Below are 11,009 nucleotides of genomic sequence, written 5' to 3'. Positions count from 1 at the left end.
TCCCAGCGCAAGGATTTTACGAAGTCCCCCTTCTTTGCGAGAAATCCTTGCGCTAGCGGCCCTCTTTGCGCAAGGATTTTACGAGATGGCCGTTTTCCCCGAGAAATCCTTGCGCTAAACAGCGCCCATCTCTCGTCCCACATCTCGTCCCACATCTCGTCCCACTCTCGTCCCTCTCTAGTGTTTCCTGTCTGGCGCTTCCTTAGCGCAAGGAATTTTCGGGATTTGCCCTGAGTTCGTAGAATCCTTGCGCTAGGCACTGTCCCAGCGCAAGGATTTTACGAAGTCCCCCTTCTTTGCGAGAAATCCTTGCGCTGACGGCCCCCTTAGCGCAAGGATTTTACGAGATGGCCGTTTTCCCCGAGAAATCCTTGCGCTACTGCACTTGCGCTACTGCGCGCTACTGCGCGCTACTGCGCGTTCCGTCCCGCAGAACATCCACGAAACAGTGGGACGCAACGCAATAGTCGACGGTTTCGTCGTCGCGTGACAGACCGGATTGTCACGCGACGCGGTTTTGCCCGTTTTTCACGCCGCGTGACAGACCGGCCTGGTCCGGCCCGGCACAGCCCCGTGCCAGATCATTGCGATTCCGCCGTTTTGCAATGACGTAGCACGACGACTGAGCATCGCGCCCGGTCGCAGCTTGTCACGCGACGCGGTTTTACCCGTTTTTCGCATCGCGTGACAGACGGGCCCGGACTAGCACAGACCAGCACAGACCGGTTCAGCACCTCGCAGCCAAGGATTATGCACGGGGTATGCAGCAAGCGTGCGCTACTGCGCTACAGCACTCGCGCTACAACAATGTGCTGTCTCGGGGCATGGTTGCGCTACAGCAGCACCCCTCTCTCGTCCCTCCCTAGCGCCCAACCATGGTGCCCCACCATGGTGCCCAACCATGGTGCCCCACCATCCAACCCACGAAAACAGCAACAGTCTCTCATTTCGAGAATTCCTTGCGCAAACGACCTCCTTGGCGTAAGGATTTCTCGGGATTTACGAAATGGCCGTTTTCCCGAAATCTGGCTCTTTGCCGGTTTGTGTGATGGTGGTTTGTGTGTGGCCTGTGGTGGGCCGGGGTGTCTGCGCCGGGGCCGATTTCGGGAGCGACGGGCTTGTTTCGAGATTCTCTTGCGCTTGCGGGTTGCTTCGCGCAAGGTTTTCTCGGGATTAGCCCTGAGTTCGAGAATTGCTTGCGCAAACCAGCCTGTCAGCGCAAGGTTTTCTCGGGATCGGGCCTCGTTTCGAGAGGATCTTGCGCTTGTGGGTCGGATAGCACAATATATTGTTAGGAAGGTATACAATAATTCCTAGTCATTGTTAAGGTGCGTGTGCTCCTTTCGCCGCAATGAAAGCAGCGAGGAGGCGAGGCTCGCATCGAAGCGATGATCGGCGTTCGACGCGACGCAAGGACCGCATCGCGAATCGGGCGCGGAGCATAATCAACAAAAGCCAACAAAATCCAGCAAAACCGGCAAATCAGCATGGCAAGCAGATCCAAGCAGATCCAAGCGGATCCATGCAGCCATGCAGCCATGCAGGGAAACAACGGAACACAGAAGGCAACGAAGCACTCATGAACAAGGGAACATCACATCGAACAGGACGCGTCATCGCGTCGCTGGTCGCGGCGATGACACTGCTGGGAGGACTCACCACCCTCCCGGCATCGGCGGCCGACGACATCACGGACGCCGGCTACCACGCCACCGCGCCCAGCGGACTGACCAGACCGGCCACCGTCCCCAGCCTCGACGGCTGGACCGCGGACGCCGGCGCATGGACGCTCGGCGACGGCACCCGCGTGGTGGCCGACGCCGCGCTCAAGGCCCGAGCCGACTCGCTCGCCACCGAACTGAGCGCGTTCAGCGGCAAGACCATCGCAACCGCCACGACCGGCGCCACCGACAAGGACATCACGCTCGTCCTCGACGCGTCGAAGAAGACCGAGCTCGGCGACGAGGGCTTCACGCTGTCGGTCGGCAAAACCGGTCTGACCGTCACCGGCGCCACCGACATCGGCGTGTTCTACGGCACCCGATCCGTCTCGCAGATGCTGCGTCAGGGCCAGCTGAGCCTGCCCGCCGGCTCGGTGACATCCAAGCCGAAGTACGCCGAACGCGGCGCGACGCTGTGTGCATGCCAGATCAACATCTCCACCGACTGGATCGACCGCTTCCTTGCCGACATGGCCGATCTACGCCTCAACTACGTGCTCATGGAGATGAAGCTCAAGCCGGGCGAGGAGAACACGAAGAAGGCCGAGACCTGGTCCTATTACACGCGCGACGACGTCAAAAGGTTCGTCGCCAAGGCCAAGACCTACGGCATCGACGTGATCCCCGAGATCAACTCTCCCGGTCACATGAACATCTGGCTGGAGAACTATCCGGAATACCAGCTTGAGAACAAGGACGGCGTCAAGGACTCCAACCGTCTCGACATCACCAATCCGGCCGCCGTGCAGTTCTACAAGACCCTCATCGACGAATACGACGGCGTGTTCGACACCGACTACTGGCATATGGGCGCCGACGAATACATGATCGGCTCCAGCTTCGCCAACTATCCCAAGCTCCAGCAGTTCGCCATCGACCAGTATGGCGAGGGCTCCACCCCGAACGATGCGTTCACCGCGTTCATCAACGACATCGACGACTACGTCAGAGCCAAGGGCAAGAAGCTGCGCATCTGGAACGACGGCATCGTCACCACCAAGAACGTGACGCTCAACAAGGACGTCATCGTCGAATACTGGGCCAGAGGCAAAGGCCGCACGCCGGCCGATCTGTCGTCCAACGGCTACCAGCTGATGAACGCCTCCCAGTCGCTCTACTGGTCGCGCTCGGCGAAGTCGCTCTACACGGTCAACTCCAGGAATCTGTACAACAACGCCAACTGGAATGCCGGCACGTTTGACGGTGGTCAGCAGATCGACAAGAACTATGAGGGACTGCGCGGCGCAAAGGTCTCCATCTGGCCGGATCGCTCCGATCTGGAAACCGAGAACGAGGTCGAGCAGGAGATCTTCGACGGCATGCGATTCATCTCGCAGATGACATGGTCCGATTCGCGCCCGTGGACCAACTGGGATGCGATGAAGGCCGACATCGACAAGATCGGCCATTCGCTTGACGTGCGCAGCTACGACTACACGCCTGTCGAGGAGGGCACCTACCGCATCGCCGGACTCGACAGCGTGGGCAAGGGGCCGTGGGTGCTCAAGACCACGCCCGACGGCTACTATCAGATGACCGACACCGCGACCGGCAAGTGCCTTGCGCTCGCCAAGGGCGTCGGCAGCGGCTCGCTGCTCAAGGAGCATCTCAACGTCGTCACCCAGGTGGGCGCGCGCCCCGAACTGGTCGACTGCGTCGACACCGACGTGACCTACCGCACCGACATCAGCGACAAGACAGCCCCCAAACGCAACCAGCAGAAGTGGCAGCTGCGCGCGGCGAAGGACGGCACATTCACCATCGCCCCGGCCCTCACCCAGCAGCGTCTCGCCATCGCGACCGGCACCGAGAAGCACATCGATCTCGACTTGCTCAAGGCCGACACGCCGGACGACTATCCCGCAGCCGGCACGCTCGCCCAGTTCCCGGCCGATCTGGTCGGCGACAACGCGCTGTTCACGCTGGAACGCCAGCTTGGCATGACCGTCTCGGCATCGGCCGCCACCGTCACTCCGGCGAACCCGGTCGACATCACCGTGAACGTGAACGCGCCGAGCACCGCGAACACGAAGGCCGTGACCGTCACACCGTCCGTGCCGCAGGGCTGGAAGGTGCTGCCCGCCAAGGTCGATCTCAAGGCCATTCCGGCCGGCAAGACCGCCAAGGCCGTATTCCGCGTCGTCAACACCGCGGATGCCGCCGCAGGAGCCGCCGACGTCACGTTCGCGCTGACCGCCACCGGTGGCGACGCCGCGGCGCTCGCGACCGCGAAGACCACGCTGGCCGGATCGCTGACCGCATCGGTCGAAACATCCGACTATGCGGCGGATTCCGCCGAATCGGTCAGCGAGCAGACGCCCGCCGCCAACGCGTTCGACAAGAATCCGAACACGTTCTGGCACAGCAGCTATTCCGACGCATCCAAGAACACGATGCCGCACTGGCTCGCGTTCAAGGCCTCGCCGGGGCAGAACGCGAAGATCAGCGAGATCACGCATCTGTACCGTCAGGACAAGTCGGGCAACAACCTCAACGGTCCCGCCAAGACCGTCGAAGTGTACGTGGTCGGCGCCGCGGGCATCGATTCGGTCGCCAAGGTCACCGATTGGGGCACGGCCGTCGCCACGGCGAGCCTGCCGTACAGCAAGGAACTGCAGACCATCAAGCTGCCGGCCGACAAGGTGCCGGCCGGTGACGTGTACGTCAAGTTCGTCATCACCAGCGGTTGGGGCATCGCACAGGAAGGTGCCGGCGTGAGCTGGTCCGCGGTCGCCGAGCTCGACGCCAAGGCGAATGTCGCCGCCGTGCAGCTCGTCGAGCCCGAGCAGCCGAAGGACAACCCGTCCGTGACCGAACCGGACCCGGATCCCAAGCCGCAGCCGGCCGACAAGACCGAGCTCAAGGCCGCAGTCGCCGAAGCCGAAGCCAAGCTGACCGATCCGAACAAGTTCACAAATGCGGATGCCGTTGCGGACGCCCAGACCGCGCTCAGGAATGCGCAGAACGTTCTCGCGGACGAATCGGCCGATCAGAATGCCGTCGATGACGCTGCGAATGCGCTCAAGGCCGCGGTCGGCAAGCTGACCGAGGACACGACCAAGCCGACGCTCAACGGCGTGGAGGATGCGACCATCGAGCAGGGGACCGCGTTCGCCCCGCTTGAGGGCGTCACCGCCACCGACAACGTGGAGCAGGATCTGTCGATCATCGTCTCCGGCAAGGTGGAGGTGAACACGCCGGGCACGTACACGCTGACCTATACGGTCACCGACAAGGCCGGCAACACCGCCACCGCCACGCGCACCATCACAGTCGCGGCGAAGACCCCGGTGGACCCGGATAAGCCGGTTGATCCGGATAAGCCGACCAAGCCGGCTGCGACCAAGGTGACGATCACCGGCACTGGCGTCAAGGACGGCAGGCTGACCGTCAAGGTCGGCGCCACCGCGACGCTCGCGGCAAGCGTGGAGCCCAAGGACGCCGATCAGCATGTGACCTGGTCCTCCAGCAATGCGAACGTCGTCGCCATCGACGCGGCGACCGGAAGGCTCACGGCCAAGGCCGAGGGCAAGGCCACGATCACCGCGACCACGGCGTCGGGCAGGACCCGCGCCGGCGCGGTGAGCGGCACCATCGAGGTCACGGTCGTCAGGGATGGCGATGACCAGGGTGGAGCGGGCGAAACCGACAAGCAGCCGGGTAAGCAGCCGAACGGCGGCAAGCTGTCGAACACCGGTGCATCCACCGCGGCCATGATCGCCGCAATGGGCGTGCTGGCGGCCGCCGGCGTGGCGACGGCGGTTTCCGCTCGCCGACGCCGCGACTGAGCCCGCGCTAGGGCTGCGGCCACGCGAATCACGACCACGCAAATCGCAGCGCGCGACGCGAGCTGCGATGCCGGTTGCTCGCCGAAGCTGACCGCACGCGAACAGGGGCGGCACTGAGGATTGACCTCGGTGCCGCCCCTGTGTATGCCATCCGTATGGCGGCGTCGTAGCGGGCAAGCAGGTCGTCGAGGTGCCGCCCCTGTGCATGCATGCGCTGGGTAGGCTGCGTCTGGGTTGGCTGCGTTTACGTCGGCTGCATCCGGGGTGGTGCATTCGGGGGATGGGTGCCGCATCTGGGGTGCCGCATCAGGAATGATGGCCTGCACTGGATGCGATCGAGTATCGTTCGCTTGGAGGCGGGCGTTGCGTCTGGGGTGGGGGGCGCACTACACTAAAGATTTTGTAAAGTATATTGACATTAAACGGCAATGCGGCACGCAGCGAGGCGGAATCACCGTCGCGCTCACAGTACGGTCTCCCCACCGTTTCGATGAAGAAAGGCGAGGTTTTCGGGGCGCGAGCCGCACATGCGACACCTTATGCAAGGAAGGAAAGGAACGGCATGAAAATCCGATTCAACCGTCCCATTGCGGCGCTGACCGCATTGGGCACGTTGTTCGCGCTGGCCGCGCCATCGGCGGCGTTGGCCAAGGATGCGGACACGCAGACGCCGACCGACGTCGGCACCACGTATTACGTGGATTCCAAGAACGGCGATGATGCCGCCAACGGCACCAGTGAGGCCACCGCGTGGAAGACCCTGAACAAGGTCAACGCGATCGCCACCGATCTCGAACCCGGTGACAAGGTGCTCCTCAAGCGCGGTTCCACGTTCAACAACCAGTGGCTGCACATCAAGGACACGTCCGGCACCGCCGACGCGCCGATCACGATCGCCGACTACGGCGACGCCGATGCCGCCAAGCCGATCATCGCAGCCAACGGCGTGGCCGGCAGCCAGTGGTATCAGGACTACAAAGCGAAGGTCGGCAACCACAAGAACAAGGGCACCGTCTCCTCGACGATTCTGCTCAAGGACGTCTCCTACATCACGGTCAAGAACCTGGAGATCACCAACGACGATCCCGACGTCTACGATCCGATCGACTCGTGGAAGTGGACCGACACCGCAGACTCCGACAACACCAAGCTTGACCGCTCCGCCGATCGCATGGACCGCACCGGCGTGGCCGGCATCGCCGAAAACGGCACCACGATGAGCCACGTCACGCTCGACGGCCTCAACATCCACGACGTGGACGGCAACATCTACAACAAGCATCTGGCCAACGGCGGCATCTACTTCATGGCGCACCTGCCCAAGGCGCGCACGTCCGCCGAGGATGACGCCTACCTCAAGAGCCATGTCTCCCGCTTCGACCATGTGACGATCAAGAACAGCATCGTCAAGGACGTCGACCGCTGGGGCATCGCCGTGGGCTACACCGCGTACCTCAACTACATCGACAACTCGAACTGGAACAACGGCTTCAAATACGGTGAACGAGGCGAGATCGCCGATGACGTGATCGCCAAGTACGGCGCGACCAACGTCGTGATCGAAAACAACTACATCAAGGGCGCAGGCGGCGACGCCATCACCGTGATGTATTGCGATCGTCCGCTCATCCAGTACAACGTGGGCGACTCCGTCTCGAAGCACATGAATACCGCGGACTACACGCAGCCCGGCTCCTACGGTGGCCGCGTGGCCGCGGGCATCTGGCCGTGGCGCAGCAAGGACCCGGTATTCCAGTACAACGAGATGTACAACAACCTCAACGCGACGCACGGCAACGGCGACGGCCAGGCGTGGGACGCCGACTACGGCGACGGCACGCTCTACCAGTACAACTACTCGTACGGCAACACGTTCGCCGCGCTGATGATCTGCAACTGGTATGCCATCAATACGACGTTCCGCTACAACATCTCGCAGAACGACCGTCAGGGCGTGTTCGATCTGCCGACCAACGGCACCGGCAACCACATCTACAACAACACCGTCTACATCGGCGAGGACAGCCAGGTGCTGACCGGCCGCTCCAACAGCCAGGCGAAGTTCGAGAACAACATCTTCATCAACGCGACCTCGACCAAGAAGACCGAGACGTGGAACCGCGGCAACACGGCGGGCGGGCAGACGTACAACAACAACCTGTACGTCAACTACGCCAACACGCCGGCCTCCGACAAGAACGCGAAGACCGCCGACGACGTGGCCAAGGTCCTCGTCCACGCCGGCAAGGCGCCGACCGCCGCGAAGAGCGACGGCACCGTGCACGGCAACGCCAAGGGCTCCTTCGACGGCTACAAGCCGGCCGCCGACTCCCCGGCGATCAACGCCGGCGTGGTCATCGCCGATCTCAACGACTACCCGGTGACCAACGACTTCATGGGCAACTCGATCAAGGGCCTGCCGGACATCGGCGCTGTCGAAAGCGACGTCGCCTCCGTCTCCGGTGTCGTCAACGCCTACGAGACCGCCACCAAGGACGGCAAGAAGATCGTCTACGTGCCGTTCACCGCGAAGAATCCGACCACCGTGGCCGAGCTGCGCAAGGGCGTCACCCCCGGTGAGGGCGCCGTGACCAACGTGTACCGCGCCTCCGACACGGCCCGCGCCGGTGAGACCAAGCTCGCCGACACGGACGCGATCAAGGCCGGCGACGTGCTGCGCTTCGAGGTCGAAGGCTCCAACGCGGCGCCGATCGACTATACGATCGAGCAGAAGAACGACTGGAACTGGGTCAAGGACTACACGCACGGCACGCAGGGCTTCAGCTGGAAGGCCCAGCAGAAGGCCGCGAACGGCGATTGGACCGACATCACCACGTTCGACACGCAGTGGTCCAACTGGAAGATCAACAACGCCGACTACCCGGTCGGCATCGAGAATCCGACGCAGGGCCAGACCAATCCGACCGACCGCGACAACATCCACGGCCTGCTCGCCCCCGGCCCGAACGGCTACGCCGGCGCGATCGCATGGAAGGCACCGAAGACCGGCACCATCACGCTGAGCTTCAAGAACGATGAGCCTGTCCGCCGCGCGGTGGCGGGCGGCAGCGACGGCACCGTCGTGCTTGCGGTGACGAACGGCACGAAGACCGTCCAGTCCGTCGATCTGTCCACCACGGCCAAGCCGACCGAGGGATGGACGACCACGCAGGATCTTGAGGTGAAGGCGGGCGAGTGGATTCGCGTGTCCGCAGTCTCCAAGGATGGCAGCAACCTGAAGAACGGCTCGCTGCGCATCTCCCCGACGATCACCTACAAGGATGTCGCCCCGACCGTCTCCCAGGCCGACCAGTACGCGGCCGCCTACAAGGCCGTGGACGCCACCGTCGGCACCAAGGCGAGCGCGACCATCGCGTTCACCGACGCGGCCGGCAAGGACGCCACGCCCACCGGCGTGAAGCCCTACGCGTTCAAGGGCGAGGCCGCCGGCCTGACCATCGATCAGGCGACCGGCACGGTCGAGTACACGCCGGCCAACGTTGCCTACGGCACCGTGAAGACGGCGACCGTGACCGTCACCTACTCGGATGACACCACCGACGAGGCGACCGTCACGTTCAACGTGGCCCAGTCCGACGCGCAGCGACTCAACGTGTTCTATCCGGCCGTCACCGGCAACGCCGGCACCGACCTCAAGCGCACGCCGAAGGTCACGCTCAAGGCCGACTCCGCCGCCGCCACGCTGCCGACCGGCACCAAGTTCGCGCTCGGCGCGGGCGCGCCAACGGGGGCCAAGATCGACGCGACCACCGGCGAGGTGACGCTCAACACGACGACCGGCGGCACGGTCAGCGTGCCCGTCACCGTCACGTTCCCCGACACCAACGAGGCGATCTCCGTCTCCGCCGTGTTCACCGTCACCGCCCCCGCGTCGCTGGGCGCCTCCAAGCTGGAGACCGGCACCACGGCGGACGGCAAGGTGATCTACGTGCCGTTCACCGAGAAGAACCCGACCACCGTCGCGCAGCTGCTCGATCTGGTGACCGCCGAACCGACGACCGCCGCCAAGGCCGTCTATCGCGGCGACACGAAGCTGGAGAACACCGCCGCCATCCAGGCCGGCGACGTGCTGCGCTTCTCCGCCGAAGGCTCCACGGTTCACGACGACTACAAGGTCGTGCAGAAGAACGAGTGGAACTGGGTGGATGAGTTCACGGTGTCCGAGGGCGTCATCATGAACTCCCAGAAGCGTGATGGCGAGAACGGCGCATGGTCGAACATCACCACGTTCTCCTCGCAGTACCCGATGTCGATGTACAACTCCTACTACGGTGCCGGTCTGACCGGGAATCTTGGCGACCTGCCCGCCGTGGGTCAGGACCGCGGTTCTCGTCAGGGTCTGCTGATCGATGATCCCGGCTCGGCGGGCGGTACCGCGATCGCATGGGTCGCGCCGAAGGCCGGCAACGTCAAGGTGTCGCTGGATCGCGAGAACGAGCCGCAGCGCCGCAATGCCAATGCGGCAGGCAACGTGACGCTCTCGCTGACCAAGAACGGCACCGCGATCTGCACCACCACGATCTCCAAGGCGCAGACCAAGGATCAGGCGTTTGCCGACTGCGTGGCGAGCAAGGGCACGATCAGCGTGGCCGTTGGCGATGTGATCCGCTTCGAGGCGGTTGCCGCTTCGGGCGTGACCGCATCCGATCTGTACGTCTCGCCCGTCTTCGCCTACACCGACGAGCAGACCCCGACGCCGGTCGAGAAGCTGGCCGATCAGTATGAACCGTCCTATCAGGCGGTGGATGCCACGGTCGGTACGGCCGCCTCCGCGAAGGTGGCGTTCGCCAAGGCGGGTGCCGCGGCGGCTGCTCCCGAGGGCACGACGTATGTGGTTGCCGGTGACGGCTTCACTGTGGCCGCCGATGGCACGGTGTCGTACACGCCGACCGAGGCGGATTACGGCAAGGCCGTCAAGGCTACCGTCACGGTCACCTACTCCGACAAGTCGACCGACACCGCCGAGGTCACGTTCAACGTCGCCGCCAAGCCCGCGCCTGTAGAGAAGCTGGCCGATCAGTATGCGCCCGCATACCCGCAGAACGTGGAGGTGAAGGCCGACGAGTCCGGCACCGCCGCGGTGACGTTCACCAAGGCCGACACCGAGGCCGCCGCACCCGCGGACACCACGTTCGCGCTGGCCGACGGCGCCGATGCAGCGCTGTCGATCGACAAGGCGAGCGGCAAGGTCACGTTCGACGCGACCGGCAGGACCGCCGGCACCAAGGTCAGCGCCAAGGTGACGGTCACCTACTCCGACAAGTCGACCGACGAGACGACCGTCACGTTCACCGTGACCAAGAAGGACGAGCCGACGCCTGTCGAGAAGCTGGCCGATCAGTATGTGCCCGCATACGAGGAGACCGCAGCGAAGGTCGGTACGGCCGCCTCCGCGAAGGTGGCGTTCGCCAAGGCGGGTGCCGCGGCGGCTGCTCCCGAGGGCACGACGTATGCGGTTGCCGGTGACGGCTTCACTGTG

At 63.9% G+C, this 11,009-nt stretch carries 2 protein-coding genes; both read left to right on the top strand.

Going from position 1 to position 11,009, the window contains the following annotated elements:
- Positions 1-1,579 precede the first annotated feature (1,579 nt).
- Positions 1,580-5,509 carry a family 20 glycosylhydrolase gene (locus EHS19_RS00660; RefSeq protein ID WP_151915861.1) on the top strand — a complete coding sequence of 1,310 codons (3,930 nt, stop codon included), beginning with the start codon at positions 1,580-1,582 and terminating at the stop codon, positions 5,507-5,509.
- 562 nt (positions 5,510-6,071) lie between these two features.
- Positions 6,072-11,009, top strand: a 4,938-nt coding sequence (locus EHS19_RS00655; RefSeq protein WP_194162100.1) for a Rib/alpha-like domain-containing protein, incomplete at its 3' end; no start/stop codon positions are given.

The sequence above is a fragment of the Bifidobacterium jacchi genome, assembly GCF_009078285.1.
Classification (GTDB): domain Bacteria; phylum Actinomycetota; class Actinomycetes; order Actinomycetales; family Bifidobacteriaceae; genus Bifidobacterium; species Bifidobacterium jacchi.
This window is presented reverse-complemented; position numbering and strand designations above follow the sequence as displayed.

Bases quoted from the DNA above. Each gene is read 5' to 3' on its own strand.
- EHS19_RS00660 (WP_151915861.1), top strand. From the start codon at position 1,580: ATGAACAAGGGAACATCACATCGAACAGGACGCGTCATCGCGTCGCTG.